The sequence below is a fragment of the Oceanicella sp. SM1341 genome (assembly GCF_003448965.1).
Lineage (GTDB): Bacteria > Pseudomonadota > Alphaproteobacteria > Rhodobacterales > Rhodobacteraceae > Paroceanicella.
This window is the reverse complement of the sequence record NZ_QRGC01000029.1, coordinates 63386-84198: the sequence shown is the minus strand read 5'-3', so window position 1 is coordinate 84198 and position 20813 is coordinate 63386. Positions and strand designations below refer to the sequence as shown.

Here is a 20813-nt window from a genome sequence, read left to right as displayed (position 1 = left end):
GCCGGGGCCGGGGCGGGTGGCGCCGCGGGCGATCTCGCGCTCGTCGCCGGCCTCGCGGCGCTGGCCGGCCTGGCGGCGGCTGGGCTCTACCCCGGCATGCGGCTCGAGCCGGCGGAACTGCTGCGCCGGCGCACGCTCGCCCTCGCCGCGGCGGCGGCGCTGGCGGGTGCGACGGCAGCTCTCGTGCTCCACAATCCCCGGGCGGCGGGGGTGGCGCTGATCATGCTCGCGCTCGCGCTGCCGCTGCAGCTGCTGCTGCGCGAGCTGCTGCTGCGCGGCCTGCACGCGCTGGGCCTCTGGGCGGTGGAGGCGGAGTTTCTCGGCCCGCCGGAGCGCGCGGCGGCCGCCGGGGCGGAATTCGCACGCAACTGGCGGCTCGGTCTCGTGCCCGGGCGCGCCGGCACGGCCCGGGTCGCGGTTCTGGTCGGGGCGGGGCTGCCGGAGGCCGGGCGCCTCGCCGGGCTGCGCGCCCGCTACGACGAGCTGTTCCTGCCCGCCGACAGGGTGGGGCTGAAGGGCGCCGGCCTGCTGCCGGTCGACATGGCCGGGGCGAGCGGCCTGCGGCTGCGCCCGCCCGCTGCCGACGCCCGGGGGCCGGGCGCGCTCGCGCGGCTGCGCGACATCGCGGTGGCCGGGCCCGCGCTGGTGCTGCTGGCCCCGCTCCTGCTGGTGGCCGCGGCCCTGGTCTGGCGGGCGGACCCCGGGCCGGTGCTGTTCCGCCAGGAGCGCGCGGGCCTGCACGGCCGCCCCGTGCGCATCTGGAAGCTGCGCACCATGTACCGCGACGCCGACCGCATGCTGGCCGCGCTGCTCGACCGCGACCCCGGCGCCCGCCGCGAATGGGAGGCGCATTTCAAGCTGCGCGACGACCCCCGCCTGCTGCCCGGCATCGGCCGGCTGTTCCGCGCCACCAGCCTCGACGAGCTGCCCCAGCTGGTGAACGTGCTCGCCGGCGAGATGACCCTCGTCGGCCCGCGCCCGTTCCCCGAGTACCACCTCGAGGCGATGCCGCGCGCGGTGCGCGCGAAGCGCGCCACCGTGGTGCCCGGGCTCACCGGCCTGTGGCAGGTCTCCGAGCGCGCCGAGGCCGACGCCGCCCGCCAGCAGGAGCTCGACGCCCACTACATCGACACCCGCACGGCATGGTCCGATGTCGTGATCCTGTTCAGGACGGTTCGGGCCGTCCTGGGCGGAACCGGGGCATGAGGCGCGGCCAGCGCGCCGCTCAAACGCCGAACCAGGAGATCGCAATGACGCATTCAAGACGCATCCTCGTCACCGGCGGCGCCGGCTTCCTCGGCTCGTTCCTGTGCGAGGCGCTGCTCGACGCCGGCCATGAAGTGCTCTGCGTGGACAATTTCCACACCGGCACGCGCGACAACATCCGCCACCTGCTCGACGTGCATGCCTTCGAGCTCCTGCGCCACGACGTGACCGAGCCGCTCTGCGTGGAGGTGGACGAGATCTACAACCTCGCCTGCCCGGCCTCGCCGGTGCATTACCGCACCGACCCCGTGCGCACCGTGCGCACCAACGTGCACGGCGCGCTCAACCTGCTCGAGCTCGCTCGGCGCACCGGGGCGCGTATCTTCCAGGCCTCCACCAGCGAGGTCTACGGCGACCCCTCGGTGCACCCGCAGGTGGAGGGCTACTGGGGCAACGTGAACCCCATCGGCCCGCGCGCCTGCTACGACGAGGGCAAGCGCTGCGCCGAGACGCTGTTCTTCGACTATCACCGCCAGTACGGGCTCGACATCCGCGTGGCGCGGATCTTCAACACCTACGGGCCGCGCATGCACCGCAACGACGGTCGGGTGGTGTCGAACTTCATCGTGCAGGCGCTGCGCGGCGAGCCGATCACCCTCTACGGCAAGGGCCGGCAGACCCGCTCCTTCTGCTATGTCGACGACCTGATCCGCGGCTTCCTCGCGCTGATGCGGGCGCCCGAGGGGGTGCCGCTGCCGGTCAACCTCGGCAACCCGGTGGAGATCTCGGTGGCCGAGCTCGCGCGCATCGTGCTCGAGCTCACCGGCTCGCGCTCGCCGCTCACCTTCCGCGAGCTGCCGCAGGACGACCCGACCCAGCGCCGCCCCGACATCACCCGCGCCGAGCAGGAGCTGGGCTGGGCGCCCCGCGTCGCATTGCGTGACGGGCTGGAGCGCACCATCGCCTATTTCGAGGCCCTGCTCAGCGCCCGCCCGGCCCCGGCGCCGGTGGCGATCCGCTACGGCCGCAACGCGCCGCGCCCACCGGAGATGCCCGCCGGGGTGCACCAGAAACAGCACGCGCTGAACGGCGAGGCGGGCGGCTCTCCCGCCCGCTGAGGGGGCGGTGCGCCGCCTCACGCGGGACGCGTGGCTGAAAACACGTGGCGGGACGCGTGGCGCAAGACACGTTGCGGGACGCGTGGCTGAAAGCGCGGCGCGGGACGCGCGGGCGAAAGCGCGCTGCGCGACGTGTCGACGGGAACCGGCCCCCTGGCCCCGCGGCGGGCACCTCCCCGCGGGGCCGCGCGGCTGGCCGGGCCGCCGCGACGGGGGTGCCAAGCCCCCGCCCATGCGCTATGAGCATGTGAGGCCGCGGCGCGCGCGGCGACAGATGCGAGGGGGACAGGCGCATGAAGGCGATCATCACGGGGCATTCCCGCGGCCTGGGGGCCGCGCTGGCGGCGGAGCTGCTGGGGCAGGGGGCGGAGGTGCTGGGGCTCGCGCGCGGCAGTGCTGCCGGGCTCGCGGCGCAGTACCCCGGGCGCTTCCGCGAAGTGGCGCTCGACCTTTCGGACGCGCAGGCGGTGGCCGCCTGGGCCACGGGCGGCGCGCTGGCGGCCTTCCTCGAGGGCGGCGAGGGCCCGGTTATGCTGATCAACAACGCCGGCACGGTGGAGCCCATCGGCCCGGCCGGCACCCATGCGCCGGAGGCGGTGGCTCGCGCGGTGAGCCTCAATGTCACCGTGCCGCTGCTGCTCGCCGAGGCCTTCATCGCCGCCACAGGCGCGCGGGCCGACCGGCGCATCCTGCATGTCTCCAGCGGCGCGGGGCGCAAGCCCTACGCGGGCTGGAGCGTGTACTGCACCACCAAGGCCGCGCTCGACCATCACGCCGCCACCGTGCAGGAAGACGGCCTGCCGGGCCTGCGCATCACCTCCATGGCGCCGGGCGTGGTGGACACCGACATGCAGGCCACCATCCGCGGCACCCCGGAGGAGCGCTTCGGCCTGCGCGACAGTTTCGTCTCGCTCAAGGAGACCGGCGCGCTCGCCACCCCGGCCGAAACGGCGGCGAGGATGGTGGCCCACCTGCTGGGCGATGCCTTCGGCGCAGCCCCCCTCACCGACGTGCGCGAGCTGGGCTGAGCGCCCGCGTTGCGTATTCCCGCACATGAGCGTATGAGACGACTGGCCCCATAGAGATTCGGGGCAGAGCGCCCGGCGCCCCCGCGCCGGGCCGGACCGGGCGGAGGCGCCGATGATTTCCCAGAAGGCCCAGTACGCACTCAGGGCGCTGCTCGCCCTCGCCCGGGCGGAACCGGACGAGGCGCTGCTGATCGGCGACATCGCCGAGGCCCAGCGCATCCCGAAGAAGTTCCTCGAACAGATCCTGCTCGACCTCAAGCACCAGGGCGTGGTGATGAGCCGCCGCGGCAAGGCCGGCGGCTACCTGCTGCTCAAGCCCGCCGACGAGATCACCTTCGGCGCGGTGCTGCGCATCATCGACGGGCCCATCGCCCCCTTGCCCTGCCTCAGCCGCGTGGCTTACCGGCGCTGCGAGAGCTGCGTGGACGAGGGCGAGTGCGAGATTCGCCATGTCTTCGCCCGGGTGGCCGAGGCCAGCCGCGCCGTGCTCGACACCGTGACCATCGCCGACGCGCTGAACGGCGGCGCTGCGCTGCCGGAAATCGGCCAGGCTTCCTGAAAAATCAGAGGGTTAGGCAATACACTCCAGGGTTGCGCGGTTTTTGTTGACTAACACGACCTACTAGGTAGAGTTAAAGGGCATCCAACACGGGAGGCCCGAATGACCTGCTCAAGACGAACCCTGCTTGCCGGCGCGGCACTGACGCTCGCGCTGACCAGCTTCGCCCCCGCCCTCAGCCCGGCCCTCGGGGCCGCGCGGGCGCAGAGCACGCTGCTCAACGTCTCCTACGACCCCACGCGCGAATTCTACCAGGCCTACAACGAGGCCTTCGCCGAACACTGGGAAGCCGAGACCGGCGAGAGCGTCACCATCCGCATGTCCCACGGCGGCTCGGGCAAGCAGGCCCGCGCCGTGATCGAGGGGCTGGAGGCGGATGTGGTGACCCTCGCGCTCTCCGCCGACATCGACCAGATCGTGGAGATGACCGGCCGCGTCGCGCCCGACTGGCAGAGCCGCCTGCCGCATGCGAGCGCGCCCTACACCTCGACCATCGTGTTCCTGGTGCGCAAGGGAAACCCCAAGGGCATCCATGACTGGGACGACCTGCTGGCCGACGGGGTGGAGGTGATCACGCCGAACCCGAAAACCTCGGGCGGCGCGCGCTGGAACTACCTCGCGGCCTGGATCCACGCGCTGAAGGCGCCGGGCGGCTCCGAGGAGGCGGCGCGCAAATACGTCTCCGAGCTCTACCGCCATGTGCCGGTGCTCGACACCGGGGCGCGCGGCGCCACCACCACCTTCGTGCAGCGCGGCATCGGCGACGTGCTGCTGGCCTGGGAGAACGAGGCCTATCTCTCGCTCGAGGAGCTGGGCCCGGACGCCTTCGAGATCGTGGTGCCCTCGGTGAGCGTGCTGGCCGAGCCGCCGGTGGCGCTGGTCGACGCGAATGTCGACGAGAAGGGCACCCGCAAGCTCGCCGAGGCCTATCTCGAGTATCTCTACTCGGAGGATGGCCAGACGCTGGCGGCGAAGAACTTCTACCGCCCCGCCGAGCCGGAGCTGGCCGACCCCGCCGACATGGAGCGTTTCCCTGAGGTGGAGCGCGTGAAGGTGGAGGATGTCTTCGGCTCCTGGAAGCAGATCCAGGAGACGCATTTCGCCGATGGCGGCGTGTTCGACCAGATCTTCGCGGAAGGAAACTGAGCATGGGCACGCCCGCTCCGGCCGTCCGCGCCCCGGTCTGGCGCTTCCGCAAGCCGGGCATCATCCCCGGCTTCCGGCTGGCAATGACAGTCACGCTGGTCTGGCTCGTGGTGATGATCCTGGTGCCGCTCTCGGGCATCTTCTTCCAGTCCGCCTCGCTGGGCTGGGAGAAGTTCGCGGCGCTCGCGATGGACCGGCGCACGCTCGCGGCGCTGGGCATCAGCTTCTCCAGCGCGTTCATCGCGGCGCTGGTGAACCTGGTGTTCGGCACGCTGGTGGCCTGGGTGCTGGTGCGCTACCGCTTCCCCGGCCGCCGGGTGGTCGACGCGCTGGTCGACCTGCCCTTCGCGCTGCCCACCGCGGTGGCGGGCATCGCCCTCACCGCGCTCTATGCCCCGAACGGCTGGGTGGGCGGGCTGCTCGAGCCCCTCGGCATCCGCATCAGCTACACCCAGGCGGGCATCGTGCTCGCGCTGATCTTCGTCGGCCTGCCCTTCGTGGTGCGCACCGTGCAGCCGGTGATGGAGGAGATCGACAAGGAGGTCGAGGAAGCCTCCGCCACCCTGGGCGCCGGGCGCTTCCAGACCGTGGCGCGGGTGCTGCTGCCCTCGCTCACGCCCGCGCTGCTCACCGGCTTCGCGCTGGCGCTGGCGCGCGGGGTGGGGGAGTACGGCTCGGTGATCTTCATCGCCGGCAACATCCCCTATGCCTCCGAGATCGCGCCGCTGCTCATCGTCATCCGGCTGGAGGAGTTCAACTACCCCGCCGCCACCGCGATCGCGGCGATGATGCTGGCGATCTCCTTCTCGATGCTCCTGCTCATCAACTGGGTGCAGGCCCGCAGCCGCAAGAGGTATGGCCATGCCGTCTGACACGCTCGCCCTCGGGGCCGGCATCCCGGCGCCCACCACGGAAGCCCCCTGGGCCCGCCGCGCGCTGATGCTCGCCGCCTTCGGCTTCCTCGCGCTGTTCCTCGCGCTGCCGCTCGCCTCCGTCTTCACCGAGGCGTTCCGGCAGGGGCCGGCGGCCTGGCTCGCCGCGCTCACCGAGCCCGACGCCCTCGCCGCCATGCGCCTCACCCTCACGGTCACGGCCATCGCGGTGCCGGCCAACGTGGTGTTCGGCGTGGCGGCGGCCTGGGCCATCGCGAAGTTCGAGTTTCGCGGCAAGGCGCTGCTCATCAGCCTGATCGACCTGCCGTTTTCCGTGTCGCCGGTGATCTCGGGGCTGGTCTACGTGCTGCTCTTCGGCTCGGGCAGCCTGATCGGGCCCTGGCTCGCGCATCACGGGGTGGAGATCCTCTTCGCGGTGCCGGGCATCGTGCTGGCGACGATCTTCGTCACCTTCCCCTTCGTTGCGCGTGAGCTGATCCCGCTCATGCAGGACCAGGGCACGACGGAGGAGGAGGCCGCACTCAGCCTCGGCGCCTCCGGCTGGCAGACCTTCCGGCGCGTCACCCTACCCAACATCCGCTGGGGCCTGCTCTACGGCGTGCTCCTGTGCACGGCGCGTGCGATGGGCGAATTCGGCGCGGTCTCGGTGGTCTCGGGCCATATCCGGGGCGAGACCAACACCATGCCGCTGCATGTCGAGATCCTCTACAACGAATACAATTTCGTCGCCGCCTTCGCCGTGGCCTCGCTGCTGGCCTGCCTCGCGCTGGTCACCCTCACGGTGAAAACCCTGCTCGAAATCCGCTACGGCGCGGCGCTTGCCGCCACCCGCAAGCACTGACCCTTCCCACAGGAGACAGGATCATGGACGTCACCCTTCGCAAGATCGCCAAGGAATTCGGCAGCACGGCGGCACTGCACGAGCTCTCGCTCGACATCCGCTCCGGCGAGCTGATCGCGCTGCTCGGGCCCTCGGGCTCCGGCAAGACCACGCTGCTGCGGCTCATCGCCGGGCTGGAAACCCCCTCCGCCGGCACCGTGATGTTCGGCGAGGAGGATGCCGCCCGCCGCCCCGTGCAGGACCGCCGGGTGGGCTTCGTGTTCCAGCATTACGCGCTGTTCCGCCACATGACGGTGCTGGAAAACGTGAGCTTCGGTCTCTCGGTGCGGCCGCGCGCCAGCCGGCCCACGGCGTCGGAAACCCGGCGCCGGGCGCTGGAGCTGCTCGACTTCGTGCAGCTTCCGGGGCTGGGCGGGCGCTATCCGGCCCAGCTCTCGGGCGGGCAGCGCCAGCGCGTGGCACTGGCCCGTGCGCTGGCCATCGAGCCCCGCGTGCTGCTCCTCGACGAGCCGTTCGGCGCGCTCGACGCCCAGGTGCGCCGCGACCTGCGCCGCTGGCTGCGCGAGGTGCATGACCGCACCGGCCACACCACCATCTTCGTCACCCACGACCAGGAGGAGGCGATGGAGCTCGCCGACCGGGTGGTGGTGATGAGCCAGGGCCGCATCGAGCAGGTGGGCACGCCCGACGAGATCCATGACGCGCCGGCCTCGGCCTTCGTGCACGGGTTCATCGGCGAGTCCGTCAAGCTGCCGGTGGAGATCGGCCAGGGCATCATCCGGCACGCGGGCCGCCCGCTGGGGCTGCGCGCGCACGGGAGGGGGGCCTCCACGCTCTACTTCCGGCCGCACGAGATCTCCCGGATCGTCTCTCCGGGGGAAGGCCTGTCCGGCACGGTGGTCTCGTACCGGCGCGTGGGCGGGCTGCGCCGGGTCGAGCTCGCGCTCGGCCCGGATGATGGCGAGCGGGTCGAGATCGACATTCCCGCCGGCGAGCAGGTGAGCACCGGCGACACGATCACGTTCCGTCCCACCAACTGGCGGCTCTATCCCGAGCCCGCCGCAGACGAGGGGCACCGCCCCCTGGAGGTGAAATATGCTTGACGTGAGGACACGCGCGATGGCCCGGGTGAACGCGATGGTTGCCCGCCGCCAGGAAGGCCGCATCGCGATCATCGGCGCCGGTTTCTCCGGGATGGCGATGGCCGCGGCACTCATCGAGGCGGTGGATCACCGGCTGCACATCGTGATGATCGAGGGCAATGCCGCCCGCGCCGGCGGGCTCGCCTTCGGCCGGGCCCATGCGGGGGAGCTCCTGAACGTGCGCGCCCGCGACCTCGGGCTGCTCGCCAGCCACCCCGGCGATTTCGCCGACTGGCTGGCCGGCTTCACCTCCGGCGGCGCACCGACACGGGACGATCTCGCCGCGGCGGGTGAGCGCTTCGCCCCGCGCGCGGCCTTCTCCGACTACCTGCGCCGGCGCTTCGACGAGCTGGTGTCGCGCTCGCCGCATGTCACGGTGGAGACCGTGCGCGAGGAGGCGATCGGCATCGCCCGCCGCCCGGGCGGCGGCTTCCGGGTCGATCTCGTCTCGGGGCTGGGCGTGAGCGTGGAGGCCGTGGTGCTCGCCACCGGCTACGGCGAGGCGCAGGGCCGGTTCGGCCGCTCGCCCTTCGCCGGCATCGAGGCGGCGGAGCTGGAGAACGCCGGGCATATCGCCATCGTCGGCTCCGGCCTCTCGATGGTCGACACGCTCTTGCGCCTGCGGGCCATGGGCTCGCGCGCCGAGATCACGGTGATCTCGCGGCGCGGGCTGATGCCCCAGCCGCATGCGCCGCTCTCGGTGCGCCCGCCGGCCTGGCAGGTAACCGAGGGCGTCTCGCTGCGCGTGCTCTATGCCGAGCTGCGCCGCGCCGTGGCCCGGGCCGAGGCCGAGGGCCGGCCCTGGCAGGGCGAGATCAACCGCCTGCGCCCCTTCGCGCAGGACATCTGGCGCACCCTCTCGGAGGCCGACCGCAGCCGCTTCATGCGCCACCTGCGCCGGATCTGGGACGCGCATCGCCACCGGCTGCCCGCCGGCCAGCACGCGCGGCTGATGGCCGAGTTCGACAAGCCCGAGACCTGCCACCGCGCCGGCCGGGTGGTGGCGGCGCGGCCCGGCCAGCCGGCCCGGCTGGAGGTGGTCTGGCGCGGTGAGAGCGTGCCGGAAACCCTGCTGGCGGACATCGTGTTCGACTGCTCGGGCCACCGGCCGGACATGGAGGCGCCGCTGCTGCGCGGCCTGCTGCGCGAGGGCCTCGCGGTGCCCGACCCGCTGGGCATCGGCCTGAAGGTGGCGCCCGACGGCCGGGTGTGGGTGCCCGATGACGATCTCTCGGGCCTCTTCGCCATCGGCCCGCTGGGGCAGGGCAGCCTGTTCGAGATCACCGGCGTGCCGGAGATCCTCGGCCAGACCGCCCGCGCGGCCGAGACCCTGCGCGACCTGGTGGCCATGCGCGCCGCGGTGCGCACGGCCTGAGCGGCGCGCCTGAAGATCCCCGTTTCGCGCCCCGCGCGAATGGGGCATTCTCCCGGTCCGGAGCGCCGATGCGCGCGCTCCGGACACAACGGGAAAACCGGTGACCCTCGAGCAGATCGGCCTCATCCTCCTCCTGATCGCCCTGCTGGCGGTCTTCGCGCTCGACCGCTGGCGGATCGAGCTCGTGGCGCTCTGCGGCCTCGCGACAGGCGTGGCGGCGGGCTTCGTGCCGCCGGCGGAGGCCTTCTCGGGCTTTGCCAACCCCGCGGTGGTGACCGTGGTGGAGATCCTGCTCATCGTGCGCGCGCTCGCCCGCACCCGGCTGCTCGACACCGCCGCCCGCTGGATCGACGCGCGCATGCCGGGCGACACCGGCCTGCTGGTGGCGCTCTGCGGCCTGGGCGCCGGGCTCTCGGTGTTCATGAACAACATCGGCGCCTTCGCCCTCATGCTGCCGGTGGCGCTGGAAGTGGCCCGCGCCCGCGGCCGCGACCCGCGCATGCTGCTGATGCCGCTCTCCTTCGCCACGCTGCTCGGCGGGCTGTGCTCGGCCATCGGCACCCCGGCAAACCTGGTGGTGAGCGCGGCCCTCGCCTCCGAGCGGGGGCAGGGCTTCGGCTTCTTCGATTTCGCGCCGGTGGGTGTCACGGTGGCGCTCGCCGGTCTCGCGGTCATCCTGTGGCGCGTGCCGCGCGGGCTCACGGCCGAGGGCGGCGCTGCGGCAGACAGCGCGCCGCGCCGGGTGGTGAGCGAGGTGCTGCTGGCTGGTGGCGACAGCGCCCCCGCCAGCCCCGAGGCGGTGTCCGTGGCCCTCGACGGCCAGGTGCATGGCGTGCTGCGCGCCGGCCGCCGCCTGTTCCCGCTGCGCGCCGACACCGCCCTCGCCCCCGGCGACATGCTGCTGGTCGAGGCCACGCTGGAGCGGCTGGAGCAGGGGCTCGGCGCGGGCTGGCTGCGGCTGCCCGGGCCGGGTGCGCCTGCCGGCGCGCCGGGGCCCGAGGGCTGGGCCGAGGCGGTGGTGATGCCGCAGAGCCTGCTCGTGGGCTCGCGCATCGCCACGCTGGAGAGCTTTGCCGAGCGCGACATCGCCATCGAGGCGCTCGCGGTGGAGACGCCGCGCATCGAGGGCCGGCTCGCCGATATCCGCCTCGGCATCGGCGACGTGCTGTTCCTGCGCGGCCACCCCGGCGCCATCCGCGACGCGCTGGAGGAGGCGGGCGCCCTGCAGGTCTCGCCGTTGCCGCGCGCCCGGCCGCGCTCGCCCGCCCGCCTGCCGGTGCCGGTGTTCGCCGCCGGCATCCTCGCCGCGGGGCTGGGCCTCGTGCCGATCCCGGTGGCGCTCGGCGCGGTGGTGCTGGTGCTCTGCCTCGCCCGCGCGCTCGACCTGCGGGCGGCACTTGCCGAGCTGAACTGGCCGATCCTCATCCTGCTCGCCGCGATGATCCCGCTCGGCGAGGCGGTGGCGCGCGGCGGGGCGGCGCGCGAGCTTGCCGGGATGATCGGCACCGCGCTGCCCGGGGCGGGAGCGTTGCCGCTCACCGCCGCCCTGCTGGGGATCGCGATCCTCGTCACGCCCTTCGTGAACAATTCGGCCACGGCGGTGGTGCTCGCGCCCATCGCGCTCGAGCTCTCGCGCATCGCGAACGTGCCGCCCGAGCCGCTGCTGATCGCGGTCTCGCTGGGCGCCTCGCTCGATTTCGTCACCCCCTTCGGGCATCACAACAACACGCTCGCCTTCGGCATCGCGCATTACCGCTTCGCCGATTTCGCCCGGGCCGGATGGCCGGTGACACTGGTGTGTTTCGGGATGGCGCTGGCGGCGATCCGGATCTTCTGGATCTGAGCCTGAGCCTGAGCCTGAGCCTGAGCCTGAGGGCCGACCGCCATGGCCCCCGGGCCGGGCGGTGCAGGCGCGGGGGCGATTGGGGGCGTGGGGCGGACAGGCGGAGTGCCCGGGGCCGGCGCGCGGCCCCGGGGCAGGGGGGTCAGCCTTCGAGGGCGGCCACGCCGGGCAGGGTCTTGCCCTCCAGCCACTCGAGGAAGGCGCCGCCGGCGGTGGAGACATAGGAGAATTTCGCCGCCGCCCCCGAGCTGTTGAGCGCCGCCACCGTGTCGCCGCCGCCGGCGACCGAGAGCAGCTTGCCCTCCACGGTGAGCTCGGCCGCATGCAGGGCGGCCGCATCGGTCGCGGCGTTGAAGGGCGGGATCTCGAAGGCGCCGAGCGGGCCGTTCCACACCAGCGTCTTCGCGGCGTTGAAGCGCTCCGCCACCTCGGCGACCGACTGGGCGCCGGCGTCGAGGATCATCGCGTCCTCCGGGCAGGCGTCGGCGGCCACGGTCTCGCACTCCGCACCGGCCTTGAACTCGCGCGCCACCACCACGTCGACCGGCAGCACCAGCTCGCAGCCCTGCGCCTTCGCCTTTGCCATGATCTCGCGCGCGGTGTCGGCAAGGTCATGCTCGCAGAGCGACTTGCCCACCGGTTTGCCCTCGGCCGCGAGGAAGGTGTTGGCCATGCCGCCGCCGATCACGATCGCATCGACCTTGGAGAGCAGGTTGCCCAGCAAATCGAGCTTGGTCGAGACCTTGGCGCCGCCCACCACCGCCACCACCGGGTGCACCGGGTGAGCGAGGGCCTTCTCCAGCGCGCCCAGCTCCTCGGCCATCAGCCGGCCGGCGCAGGCCGGCAGCAGCCGGGCGATCGCCTCGGTCGAGGCATGGGCGCGGTGCGCGGCGGAGAAGGCGTCGTTCACGTAGATGTCGCCCAGCTTCGCCAGGGAGGCGGCGAAATCGGGGTCGTTCTTCTCCTCGCCGGGGTGGAAGCGGGTGTTTTCCATCAGCACCACCTCGCCCTCCGCGGTGCCGTCCTCGGAGAAGACCACCGGCTGGCCCAGGGCGGCTTCCAGCGCCGGCACGGTCACCTTCAGCGACATCTCCGGCACCACCTTGCCCTTCGGCCGGCCGAAATGCGCCAGCAGCAGCACCCGGCCGCCCTTGGCGAGGATGTCCTTCACCGTGGGCACGATGCGGTCGATGCGGGTGGTGTCGGTCACGCGGCCGGCCTCGATGGGCACGTTGATGTCAACGCGCACGAGGGCGCGCTTGCCGGCGAAATCCATGTCGTCGAGCGTTTTCCAGGCCATGTTCTCTCTCCAGGGTCGGGGATGCGGGGCGGCGGCCCGGGCGTCACGGGCAGGGAGGCCCGGAGCGTGCACGGCCGCCCGCAGCGGCACGAGGGCCCGCGCGCAGGCGGGCCTGGCCGGCCGGGGCTGCCCCCGGCCGGCCGGTCGGTCTCAGAGCTTGCCCATGGCGACGGCGGTGTCGCCCATGCGGTTGGAGAAGCCCCACTCGTTGTCGTACCAGGTCAGGATGCGGCACATGGTGCCCTCCATCACCTTGGTCTGGTCCATGTGGAACACCGAGGAATGCGGGTCATGGTTGAAGTCCGAGGACACCAGCGGCTCGGTGGTGTAGCCGAGGATGCCCTTCAGCTCGCCCTCGGCGGCCTCCTTGATCGCGGCGTTGATCTCTTCCACCGAGGTCGGCTTCGAGGCGATGAAGGTGAGGTCGACCACCGAGACGTTCGGGGTCGGCACGCGGATCGCGACACCGTCGAGCTTGCCGTTGAGCTCGGGCAGCACCAGGCCCACGGCCTTGGCCGCACCGGTCGAGGTCGGGATCATCGACAGCGCCGCGGCGCGGGCGCGGTAGAGATCCTTGTGCATCGTGTCCAGCGTCGGCTGGTCGCCGGTGTAGGAGTGGATGGTGGTCATGAACCCCTTCTCGATCCCGATGGCGTTGTTGAGCACATAGGCCACGGGCGAGAGGCAGTTGGTGGTGCAGGAGGCGTTGGAGACCACCTTGTCGGCGGCGGTGAGCGTCTTGTCGTTCACGCCGAAGACGATGGTCTTGTCCGCGCCGGAGGCGGGCGCCGAGACCAGCACCTTCTTCGAGCCGTTGGCCAGGTGCAGCTCCGCCTTCTCCTTCGCGGTGAAGATGCCGGTGCACTCCAGCGCCACGTCGATATCGCCCCAGGGAAGTTCCTTCGGGTCGCGGATCGCGGTCACCTTGATCGGGCCGCGGCCCACGTCCATCGTGTCGCCGTTGACGGTCACGGTGCCGGGGAACCGGCCGTGCACGCTGTCGTAGCGCATCAGATGAGCGTTGGTCTCGACCGGGCCGAGATCGTTGATCGCGACGACCTCGATATCGGTGCGCCCCGATTCCACGATCGCGCGCAGCACGTTGCGCCCGATGCGACCGAATCCGTTGATTGCGACCTTCACTGCCATCTTTCGCTCCCGTTAATGCGCGGGGATCCTCCCCGCAGGACTGCATTGCTAGGCTCTATATAGTCTTTGCGCCAGCCGAGAAAGGCGCAGATTGCCACTCGTGCAAAGGTGGTATGCCGAGGGTGCAGGGCAGGGCGCACCGAGGCGACCCCTTCGCAAATGCAGGCGGCCCGCCCCCGGGGAAGGGGACGGGCCGCAGATCAGGACGGGTCGGTACGGGGCAGGGCCCGCGATCAGAGCAGGGCCTTCACCCGGGCCACGGTCGCCTCCGGCGTGATGCCGAAATGCTTGTAGAGCTCGGGCGCGGGGCCGGAGGCGCCGAAGCCCTCCATGCCCACGAAGCCCGCCTTGCGGTCGAGGCCGCGCTCGCCGGAGAGCCACTTGTCCCAGCCGAAGCGCAGGCCGGCCTCGATGCCGACGCGCACCGGGCCCGCCGGGAGCACCTTCTTGCGCCAAGCCTCGTCCTGGGCCTCGAACAGCTCCCAGCAGGGCATGGAGACCACGCGGGTGCCGATGCCCTCGGCCTGCAGCATCTCGCGGGCCTGCATGGCGATCTCCACCTCGGAGCCGGTGGCGAGCAGGATGGCCTGCCGCTTGCCCTCCGCCTCGGCCATCACGTAGGCGCCGCGGGCGGAGAGGTTGTTGTTCTTGTGCTCGGTGCGCAGGGTGGGCAGGTTCTGCCGGGTGAGCGACAGCACCGAGGGCGCATCCTGCATGGTGAGCGCGAGCTCCCAGACCTCGGCGGTCTCCACCGCGTCGGCCGGGCGGAACACGTGCATGTTGGGGATGGCGCGCAGGGCGGCGAGATGCTCCACCGGCTGGTGGGTGGGGCCGTCCTCGCCCAGGCCGATCGAGTCGTGCGTCATCACGTAGACCACCCGGATCCCCATCAGCGCCGAGAGGCGCATGGCGCCGCGGGCATAGTCGGAGAAGGTGAGGAAGGTGCCGCCGTAGGGCACGCAGCCGCCGTGCACCGCGAGGCCGTTCATCGCCGCCGCCATGCCGTGCTCGCGGATGCCGTAATACACGTAGCGGCCCTTGCGGTTCTCCGGCTCGAAGGTGCCGAGATCCTTGGTGAGCGTGTTGTTGGAGCCGGTGAGATCGGCCGAGCCGCCGATGGTCTCGCCCATCACCGGGTTGATGGCCGCCAGCGCGTTCTCGGAGGATTTCCGGGTGGCGATGTTCGGCTTCTCCTCGGAGATCTGCTTCTTCAGCGCCTTGATGGTGGCCGAGAGGCGCTTGGGCACCGCGCCGGAGATCACCCGCTCGAACTCGGCGCGCTTCGTGGCGGAGAGGCCGGAGAGTTCCGCCTCCCAGGCCGCGCGCGTGCCCAGCCCGCGCGAGCCGATGGTGCGCCAGGCTTTCAGGATTTCGGCGGGGATGTCGAAGGCCTCGTGGCTCCAGCCGTAGATCTCGCGCACGGTGGCGATCTCCTCGGCGCCGAGCGGCGAGCCGTGGGCGCCGGCACTGTCCTGCTTCTTGGGCGAGCCGTAGCCGATATGGGTCTTGCAGGCGATGAGCGTGGGCTTACGGGTCTTTTTCGCGGCGGTGATGGCGGCGTCGATCGCCTCCGGGTCATGGCCGTCGATGGACGCGGTGTCCCAGCCGGAGGCCTTGAAACGGGCGATCTGGTCGGTGACGTCGGCCTTGGAGACCTCGCCGTCGATGGAGATGCCGTTGTTGTCCCAGAACACGATCAGCTTGCCGAGCTTCTGGCGCCCGGCGAGGCCGATGGCCTCGTGGGAGATGCCCTCCATCAGGCAGCCGTCGCCCGCGATCACGTAGGTGTAGTGGTCCACCACCTTGCGGCCGAAGCGCGCGGCCATCGAGGCCTCGGCCATCGCCATGCCCACGGCGTTGGAGATGCCCTGGCCGAGCGGGCCGGTGGTGGTCTCGATGCCCGGCGCGTGGCCGTACTCGGGGTGGCCGGCGGTGATGGAGCCGAGCTGGCGGAAGTTCTTGATCTGCTCGAGCGTCATCTCCGGATAGCCGGTGAGGTAGAGCAGCCCGTAGAGCAGCATCGAGCCGTGGCCGGCGGAGAGCACGAACCGGTCACGGTCGGCCCAGTCAGGCGTGCTCGCGTCGAATTTCAGGTGCTTCTCGAACAGGACGGTCGCCACGTCGGCCATGCCCATGGGCATCCCCGGGTGGCCGGAATTGGCGGCCTGAACCGCGTCCATGGCCAGCACGCGGAGCGCCGCGGCCTTCATCCAGTGTTCGGGGTGCGCCTTGCGCCGCTCGGAAATATCCACCTTCGGGCCTCGCTGTCGTCTTGCGCCGCGGACGGCGCCGGTTAAGGTTGCTGGCTGTTTAGCAGCCCGCCCGATACGGTCAAGCGCTGCGGCGTGCGACCCCGCGGAAGGGGGCGCGGGCTGGTTGACCTCTGTCGGATCGGGCTAGACTGTCATACAGACGGCCGGGCGCAGCGATTCGCAATGTCCGAGACCACCCGTGATGCGGAAAAATCCGTGCACGGAGCCCGGGCACCAAGATCTCCAGGAGGCAGGAGAGCCATGTCGAAACTCACGAAACTGGAGGCGCGCCTCGATGCCGCCTTCGCACGGATCGAGGCCGCGCTCGGCGAGCGGCCCGAGCCGGCGGCCCTGCAGGCCATGGCCAGCGCCGGCGAGGCGCAGAGCGCCGAGATCGCCGCCCTGCGCGACGACCTCGCCCGCATCCGGGCCGAGCGCCGCAAGGACGCCGATGACGTCTCCGCCATTCTCGCCGACCTGCGACCCCTGCTGGAGCGTTCCTGATGGCTGACATTACCCTGAACATCGGCGGCCGGCAGTTCCGCGTGGCCTGCGAGGACGGCGAGCAGGAGCGCCTGCGCGACGCCGCGGGCCTGCTCGACGCCGAGGCGGACGCGCTCTCCAAGGCGATCGGCACCGTGCCCGAGAGCCGCATGCTGCTGATGGCCGGCCTGATGCTGGCCGACCGGATGATCGGCCAGGAATCGCGCCACCGCGGCACCGAGGAGGCCCTGCGCGAAACCCGGGCGCGACTGCGCGCCGCGGAATCCGCCGTGACCGCCCATCACGCCGCCCCGGACCCCCGCGCCATCGAGATCGAGAACCTCGCCGACCAGGCGGTCGACCTGCTCGACCGCACCGCGGCCCGGCTGGAGGCCATCGCCGAGAGCCTGGAGCCGGCCGAGAGCTGAGCCCGGCCCGGGGAGAGCGTTTCCCCTCGCGCCGTTTTCGCCCTAGGGTGCTCCTTCCACGCGAGGGGAGGGGCCCTTTTCCATGCTGATCGCGCAGATATCCGACCCGCACCTGCGGGCCGCGGGCCTGCTCTACCAGGGGCAGGTGCCCTCGAACGCGATGTTCGACGCGGCCATCGACACGCTCAACGCCCTCACGCCGCAGCCCGACGTGGTGCTGCTGAGCGGCGACGTGACCGACACCGGCACGGCGGCGGACTATGCGCAGGCCCGCGCCACCCTCGCCCGGCTGCGCGCGCCGCTGCTGGCCATCCCCGGCAACCACGACAGCCCCGAAGGCTTCCGCGCCTGCTTCGCCGGCCAGCCGGGCATGGCGGCCGCCGGCCCGGCGCATTTCGAGGCCGAGGCCGGGCCGCTGCGCCTGCTCGGGCTCGACATCACCGTGCCCGGCGAGCACCACGGCGCCTTCGACGACGCCGCCGAGGCCTGGCTCGAGGCGGCGCTGGCGCGCGGCGGCGGCCGGCCCGCGCTGCTGGTGATGCACCAGCCGCCGGTGGAGATCGGCATTAGCTGCATCGACACCTATCGCTGCTTCGGCGCCCGGCGGCTCGCCGCGCTGCTGGCCCGCCACGGGGAGGTGCTGCGCGTGCTCTGCGGCCACGTGCACCGCCACGTGGTGACCGGCTTCGGCGGCACGCTGCTGATGACCGCGCCCAGCACCACCACAGCCATCGCGCTGCGGCTGGAGCCGGGGGCGGAGCCCGCCTCCTTCATCGAGCCGCCGGCGCTGCTGCTGCACCACTGGCGCGAGGGGGCGGGCCTGACCACCCACCTGCTCCCCGTGGGCACCCACCCCGGGCCGCTGGACTTCTTCTGAGGCCGGGGCAGGGGGCGGACACGAAAAAGGGCGCCCCGGGGGCGCCCTTTCCGCATCGCGGTGCCGTCGGCTCAGCCGTTGGCTTCGCGGATCTTCTCGGCGGCTTCCTTGTTGTAGGAAACGCCCTTCTGGTCGAACAGCGCGTCGAGCTCACCGGAGAGGGTCATCTCGGTGATGATGTCGCACCCGCCGACGAACTCGCCCTTCACGTAGAGCTGCGGCACGGTCGGCCAGTCGGAGAAATCCTTGATGCCCTGGCGCAGGTCGGGGTCGGCCAGGACGTTCACGTCCTTGAAGGTGACGCCCATGTAGTTCAGCACCCCGGCCACGCGGGCCGAGAAGCCGCACTGCGGCATGCTGGAGGTGCCCTTCATGAAGAGCACCACGTCATTGCCTTCGACATCGGCCTTGATCGCTGCCTGGACATCCGTGGTCGCCGCATCGGTCATGTTCCATGCTCCTTGTCCGCGCCGCGCGGGCGCTCTGGGGTTCGCTTCGCCGGGTCCGGGGGCCGGGGCCGCGGCGTATCTTCCGTCAGTCGGGCGCCTTGGTGGTGAGCGCCAGCGCGTGCAGCTCGCCCTGCGCGCCGTCCATCTTGCCCTTCAGGGCGGCGTAGACGGCGCGCTGCTGCTGCACCCGGTTCATGCCGCGGAATTCCTCGGCCACCACGTTTGCCGCGTAGTGGTTCCCGTCACCGGCCAGGTCGGTGATGGTGACATCCGCCGTCGGGAAGGCTTCCCGGATCAGCTTCTCGATTTCCGCCGCTTCGATCGCCATTCAGCATGCTCCCGCACTTCCTGCATCTCCTCCGATGTAGAACGGCGCGGGGGCACGCGCAAGGGCGGGGGCTCAGCCCGCGAAGGCGGCGAGCCCCCCCGCATGGGCGGCGCGCAGGTCCGCGAGGTCGATGGCGCGGCCGGCGAAGTCCAGCCGGTGGCCGGTGAAATGGCCCACATGCGTGCAGGGCACCTCGGCGTCGAGGATCTGCGACATGGTCTCGCGCAGGCGCTCCGCCGGCACAGAGATCAGGTAGCGGCCCTGGTCCTCGCCGAAGAACCACTCGGCGGCGGTGAGCAGGTCGTTGTCCGCGAGGATCACGCCGATGTTGGCCGCCAGCGCCATCTCGCCCGCCGCCACCGCCAGCCCGCCGTCCGACAGGTCATGCGCGGCGGTGATCAGGCCTGCGGCATGCAGCGCGCGCACCAGCTCGCCCGCCTTGCGCTCGGCCTCGAGATCGACCGGGGGCGCGTCGCCCTCCTCGGCCTTGTAGAGCTCGGCCATCAGCGCCGACTGGCCCAGGTGCCCGGTGGTCTCGCCGATCAGGATCGCCACGTCGCCCTCCTGCGGGGCGGTGGGGATGATGGCGTCGAGATCGGGCAGCAGGCCCACGGCGCAGATGGTGGGGGTGGGCAGGATGGCGGTGCCGTCGGTCTCGTTGTAGAGGCTCACGTTGCCCGAGACGATGGGCATGTCGAGGGCGAGGCAGGCCTCGCCGATGCCCTTCACGCAGCCCACGAACTGGCCCATGATCTCCGGCTTCTCGGGGTTGCCGAAGTTGAGGTTGTCGGTGGTGGCGAGCGGCGTCGCACCGGTGGCGCAGAGGTTGCGGTAGGCCTCGGCCACCGCCTGCTTGCCGCCCTCGACCGGGTTCGCCTTGCAGTAGCGGGGGGTCACGTCGGAGGTGAAGGCGAGGGCCTTGGGCCCGCCGTTCACCCGCACCACGGCCGCATCCTGCCCGGGACGGACGACCGTGTCGGCCAGCACCATGTGGTCATACTGCTCCCACACCCAGGCGCGCGAGCAGTAGTTCGGGTTGCCCATCACCGCGAGCAGGGCGGTGGAGGGGTCGATCTCCGGGATGTCGGTGAGCGGCGGCGGAGCGGCCGGCTCCACCCAGGGGCGGTCATATTCCGGCGCGGTGCCGGAGAGCGCCTTGAGCGGCAGGTCGGCCTTCACCTCGCCGTTCAGCATCACCAGGAAGCGGTCCTGGGCGATGGTCTCGCCGACGATGGCGAAATCGAGGTCCCATTTCTCGAAGATGGCGCGGGCCACGGCCTCCTTCTCCGGGCGCAGCACCATGAGCATGCGCTCCTGGCTCTCGGAGAGCATCATCTCGTAGGCGGTCATGCGCTCCTCGCGCACCGGCACGCGCTCGAGGTCGAGGCGCACGCCGAGGTCGCCCTTGTCGCCCATCTCGACCGCGGAACAGGTGAGGCCGGCGGCCCCCATGTCCTGGATGGAGATGACCGCGCCGGTTTCCATCAGCTCGAGGCAGGCCTCCAGCAGGCGCTTCTCGGTGAACGGGTCGCCCACCTGCACGGTGGGGCGCTTCTCCTCGATCGTGTCGTCGAACTCGGCCGAGGCCATGGTGGCGCCGCCCACGCCGTCACGCCCGGTCTTGGCGCCGAGGTAGACCACCGGCATGCCGACGCCCGAGGCGGCGGAATAGAAGATCTTGTCGGCGTCGGCGATGCCGGCGGCGAAGGCGTTCACCAGGCAGTTGCCGTCATAGGCGGAGTGGAAGCGCAGCTCGCCGCCCACGGTAGGCACGCCGAAGGCGTTGCCGTAGCCGCCGATGCCGCGCACCACGCCCGAAATCAGCGCCTTGGTGCGCGGGTGGCGCGGGCTGCCGAAGGAGAGCGAGTTCAGCGCCGCGATCGGGCGCGCGCCCATGGTGAACACGTCGCGCAGGATGCCGCCCACGCCGGTGGCAGCCCCCTGGTAGGGCTCGATGTAGGAGGGGTGGTTGTGGCTCTCCATCTTGAAGACCACCGCCTGGCCGTCGCCGATATCGACGACGCCCGCGTTCTCGCCCGGGCCGCAGATCACCTGCGGTCCCTTGGTGGGCAGGGTGCGGAGCCATTTCTTCGACGACTTGTAGGAGCAGTGCTCGTTCCACATGGCCGAGAAGATGCCGAGCTCGGTGAAGGTCGGGACACGGCCGATCAGGTCGAGGATCCGCTGGTACTCGTCGGGCTTGAGGCCATGCTCGGCTGCAAGGGCCGGGTTCACTTCGGGTTCGGTCACCGTTCGCTCCTCTTGCGATTCACGGGTCTTTTAGTCATTGCGGCGCGAGGGGGGAAGCGTGGAATGCGCAGCGCCCGCGTGCCCTATCAATGGCCACTCAGCCTTTGGAAATGGTGAAGCCGGCGGCATCTTCGACAGCTTGTCTT

Annotated in this window: 19 protein-coding genes; 13 read left to right on the top strand and 6 right to left on the bottom strand. The window is 71.5% G+C overall.

From position 1 onward, the window contains the following. The 10 genes from D3P35_RS21005 to D3P35_RS20960 form a co-directional block, all read left to right on the top strand. The coding region (locus D3P35_RS21005) for a sugar transferase (RefSeq protein WP_157982250.1) at positions 1 to 1206 on the top strand (1206 nt) is incomplete at its 5' end. A 44-nt stretch (positions 1207 to 1250) separates the two neighbouring features. After that, positions 1251 to 2324, top strand: a complete 1074-nt coding sequence (locus D3P35_RS21000) for a UDP-glucuronic acid decarboxylase family protein (RefSeq protein WP_118137555.1) — start codon at positions 1251 to 1253, stop codon at positions 2322 to 2324. 293 nt (positions 2325 to 2617) lie between these two features. Next, complete coding sequence (locus tag D3P35_RS20995) at positions 2618 to 3352, top strand: SDR family oxidoreductase (RefSeq protein WP_118137553.1); 735 nt, start codon at positions 2618 to 2620, stop codon at positions 3350 to 3352. Between the two features lie 112 nt (positions 3353 to 3464). Beyond that, a complete protein-coding gene (locus D3P35_RS20990) occupies positions 3465 to 3911 on the top strand; it encodes an Rrf2 family transcriptional regulator (protein ID WP_118137551.1) in 447 nt (148 codons plus the stop codon). Between the two features lie 102 nt (positions 3912 to 4013). After that, the gene (locus D3P35_RS20985) at positions 4014 to 5057 is read left to right on the top strand and encodes a sulfate ABC transporter substrate-binding protein (RefSeq protein WP_118137549.1); all 1044 of its coding nucleotides are present in this window, start codon (positions 4014 to 4016) and stop codon (positions 5055 to 5057) included. Positions 5058 to 5059: 2 nt separating this feature from the next. Continuing rightward, positions 5060 to 5929, top strand: a complete 870-nt coding sequence (gene cysT, locus D3P35_RS20980) for a sulfate ABC transporter permease subunit CysT (RefSeq protein ID WP_118137547.1) — start codon at positions 5060 to 5062, stop codon at positions 5927 to 5929. Then, a complete protein-coding gene (gene cysW, locus D3P35_RS20975) occupies positions 5919 to 6791 on the top strand; it encodes a sulfate ABC transporter permease subunit CysW (RefSeq protein WP_118137545.1) in 873 nt (290 codons plus the stop codon). Before cysT ends, cysW begins: the two co-directional genes overlap by 11 nt. A gap of 23 nt (positions 6792 to 6814) precedes the next feature. Further along, positions 6815 to 7894 carry a sulfate/molybdate ABC transporter ATP-binding protein gene (locus D3P35_RS20970; RefSeq protein ID WP_118137543.1) on the top strand — a complete coding sequence of 360 codons (1080 nt, stop codon included), beginning with the start codon at positions 6815 to 6817 and terminating at the stop codon, positions 7892 to 7894. Beyond that, positions 7887 to 9308, top strand: coding sequence for an FAD/NAD(P)-binding protein (locus D3P35_RS20965; RefSeq protein ID WP_118137541.1), 1422 nt, complete (start codon positions 7887 to 7889; stop codon positions 9306 to 9308). The genes D3P35_RS20970 and D3P35_RS20965 overlap by 8 nt, the downstream gene beginning before the upstream one ends. Before the next feature lie 100 nt (positions 9309 to 9408). Then, a complete protein-coding gene (locus D3P35_RS20960; protein ID WP_157982249.1) occupies positions 9409 to 11151 on the top strand; it encodes an SLC13 family permease in 1743 nt (580 codons plus the stop codon). 142 nt (positions 11152 to 11293) lie between these two features. Here D3P35_RS20960 and pgk read toward each other — a convergent pair whose 3' ends face one another. The 3 genes from pgk to tkt form a co-directional block, all read right to left on the bottom strand. Next, a complete protein-coding gene (pgk, locus tag D3P35_RS20955) occupies positions 11294 to 12451 on the bottom strand; it encodes a phosphoglycerate kinase (RefSeq protein WP_118137536.1) in 1158 nt (385 codons plus the stop codon). A 150-nt stretch (positions 12452 to 12601) separates the two neighbouring features. Continuing rightward, positions 12602 to 13600 carry a type I glyceraldehyde-3-phosphate dehydrogenase gene (gene gap, locus D3P35_RS20950; protein WP_118137534.1) on the bottom strand — a complete coding sequence of 333 codons (999 nt, stop codon included), beginning with the start codon at positions 13598 to 13600 and terminating at the stop codon, positions 12602 to 12604. A 233-nt stretch (positions 13601 to 13833) separates the two neighbouring features. Continuing rightward, positions 13834 to 15852 (bottom strand): transketolase, encoded by a 2019-nt coding sequence (tkt, locus tag D3P35_RS20945; protein ID WP_118137532.1) that lies wholly within the window; start codon positions 15850 to 15852, stop codon positions 13834 to 13836. Positions 15853 to 16113: 261 nt separating this feature from the next. Here tkt and D3P35_RS20940 point away from each other — a divergent pair, with 261 nt between their 5' ends. The 3 genes from D3P35_RS20940 to D3P35_RS20930 all read left to right on the top strand — a co-directional run bounded on the left by D3P35_RS20940 (position 16114) and on the right by D3P35_RS20930 (position 17640). Continuing rightward, positions 16114 to 16356 (top strand): hypothetical protein, encoded by a 243-nt coding sequence (locus D3P35_RS20940; protein ID WP_118137530.1) that lies wholly within the window; start codon positions 16114 to 16116, stop codon positions 16354 to 16356. Continuing rightward, positions 16356 to 16763: a cell division protein ZapA gene (locus D3P35_RS20935; RefSeq protein WP_118137528.1), complete on the top strand. Its 408-nt coding sequence runs from the start codon at positions 16356 to 16358 to the stop codon at positions 16761 to 16763. Before D3P35_RS20940 ends, D3P35_RS20935 begins: the two co-directional genes overlap by 1 nt. A gap of 82 nt (positions 16764 to 16845) precedes the next feature. Continuing rightward, a complete protein-coding gene (locus D3P35_RS20930; protein ID WP_118137526.1) occupies positions 16846 to 17640 on the top strand; it encodes a phosphodiesterase in 795 nt (264 codons plus the stop codon). Between the two features lie 71 nt (positions 17641 to 17711). On the opposite strand, the gene grxD is transcribed toward D3P35_RS20930, so the two are convergent. The 3 genes from grxD to purL all read right to left on the bottom strand — a co-directional run bounded on the left by grxD (position 17712) and on the right by purL (position 20667). Further along, complete coding sequence (gene grxD, locus D3P35_RS20925) at positions 17712 to 18089, bottom strand: Grx4 family monothiol glutaredoxin (protein ID WP_118137524.1); 378 nt, start codon at positions 18087 to 18089, stop codon at positions 17712 to 17714. Between the two features lie 85 nt (positions 18090 to 18174). Continuing rightward, positions 18175 to 18417 carry a BolA/IbaG family iron-sulfur metabolism protein gene (locus D3P35_RS20920; protein ID WP_118137522.1) on the bottom strand — a complete coding sequence of 81 codons (243 nt, stop codon included), beginning with the start codon at positions 18415 to 18417 and terminating at the stop codon, positions 18175 to 18177. 72 nt (positions 18418 to 18489) lie between these two features. After that, positions 18490 to 20667 (bottom strand): phosphoribosylformylglycinamidine synthase subunit PurL, encoded by a 2178-nt coding sequence (gene purL, locus D3P35_RS20915; RefSeq protein WP_118137520.1) that lies wholly within the window; start codon positions 20665 to 20667, stop codon positions 18490 to 18492. Positions 20668 to 20813: the final 146 nt, after the last annotated feature.

Excerpts from the sequence above, each read along its gene's own strand:
- D3P35_RS21000 (WP_118137555.1), top strand. The coding sequence starts at position 1,251 with ATGACGCATTCAAGACGCATCCTCGTCACCGGCGGCGCCGGCTTCCTC.
- D3P35_RS20995 (WP_118137553.1), top strand. The coding sequence starts at position 2,618 with ATGAAGGCGATCATCACGGGGCATTCCCGCGGCCTGGGGGCCGCGCTG.
- D3P35_RS20990 (WP_118137551.1), top strand. The coding sequence starts at position 3,465 with ATGATTTCCCAGAAGGCCCAGTACGCACTCAGGGCGCTGCTCGCCCTC.
- D3P35_RS20985 (WP_118137549.1), top strand. The coding sequence starts at position 4,014 with ATGACCTGCTCAAGACGAACCCTGCTTGCCGGCGCGGCACTGACGCTC.
- cysT (WP_118137547.1), top strand. The coding sequence starts at position 5,060 with ATGGGCACGCCCGCTCCGGCCGTCCGCGCCCCGGTCTGGCGCTTCCGC.
- cysW (WP_118137545.1), top strand. The coding sequence starts at position 5,919 with ATGCCGTCTGACACGCTCGCCCTCGGGGCCGGCATCCCGGCGCCCACC.
- D3P35_RS20970 (WP_118137543.1), top strand. The coding sequence starts at position 6,815 with ATGGACGTCACCCTTCGCAAGATCGCCAAGGAATTCGGCAGCACGGCG.
- D3P35_RS20965 (WP_118137541.1), top strand. The coding sequence starts at position 7,887 with ATGCTTGACGTGAGGACACGCGCGATGGCCCGGGTGAACGCGATGGTT.
- pgk (WP_118137536.1), bottom strand. The coding sequence starts at position 12,451 with ATGGCCTGGAAAACGCTCGACGACATGGATTTCGCCGGCAAGCGCGCC.
- gap (WP_118137534.1), bottom strand. The coding sequence starts at position 13,600 with ATGGCAGTGAAGGTCGCAATCAACGGATTCGGTCGCATCGGGCGCAAC.
- D3P35_RS20940 (WP_118137530.1), top strand. The coding sequence starts at position 16,114 with ATGTCGAAACTCACGAAACTGGAGGCGCGCCTCGATGCCGCCTTCGCA.
- D3P35_RS20935 (WP_118137528.1), top strand. The coding sequence starts at position 16,356 with ATGGCTGACATTACCCTGAACATCGGCGGCCGGCAGTTCCGCGTGGCC.
- D3P35_RS20930 (WP_118137526.1), top strand. The coding sequence starts at position 16,846 with ATGCTGATCGCGCAGATATCCGACCCGCACCTGCGGGCCGCGGGCCTG.
- grxD (WP_118137524.1), bottom strand. The coding sequence starts at position 18,089 with ATGACCGATGCGGCGACCACGGATGTCCAGGCAGCGATCAAGGCCGAT.
- D3P35_RS20920 (WP_118137522.1), bottom strand. The coding sequence starts at position 18,417 with ATGGCGATCGAAGCGGCGGAAATCGAGAAGCTGATCCGGGAAGCCTTC.